General features: G+C 41.6%; 2 protein-coding genes. One reads left to right on the forward strand and one right to left on the reverse strand.

Going from position 1 to position 498, the window contains the following annotated elements; translation table 11 throughout:
- A partial coding sequence (locus AB4486_RS28245) for a LysR family transcriptional regulator (protein ID WP_372120139.1) occupies positions 1 to 180 on the reverse strand: 180 nt, incomplete at its 3' end.
- Between the two features lie 136 nt (positions 181 to 316).
- Between AB4486_RS28245 and AB4486_RS28250 the strand changes: the two genes are divergently transcribed.
- Positions 317 to 498 (forward strand): hypothetical protein (locus AB4486_RS28250; protein ID WP_372120141.1); only part of this gene is annotated, 182 nt, incomplete at its 3' end.

The raw sequence follows: 498 nt of genomic DNA on the forward strand, positions 1-498 counted from the left end.
CTCTGGGGTCATGCGCATCTTTCGCGTCGTTCGAACAAATAACTCGGCTCCTAACTCTTGCTCTATCCGTTTTAATGACACACTTGCAGCAGAAGAGCTCATATCAAGTTGATTCGCCGCGGCTGTAATCGATTGAAGCTCAGCAACTTTCAACAAAACCTGTAAATCTGAAATTTTCATCACTATACTCTTCACTACTCGAATGGTCAGTTTTATTATCCACGATTTAAGGAAAGTGTATTAAAGATTAGCCCGTTTATCGAATGAATAATTTTGAATATTATTAATCTCAAGCAAATACAGCAGAGACATTACTATGAAATCATTATTTAAAGCATCGACATTAGCACTAGCCGCAACGCTACTTACTACACCTTCTTTTGCCGATGAAGGTTCTTCAAAAGTTGTCGCGGTAAACGATATTGAGTGGGGTTATCTAAACCCTTTGCGCGGCGTACTTAGCCCGGGAGCTGCGGACCTTTGGGGTGACCGTACAAC

This window comes from Vibrio sp. 10N.222.55.C6 (assembly GCF_041473395.1).
Lineage (GTDB): Bacteria > Pseudomonadota > Gammaproteobacteria > Enterobacterales > Vibrionaceae > Vibrio > Vibrio crassostreae_C.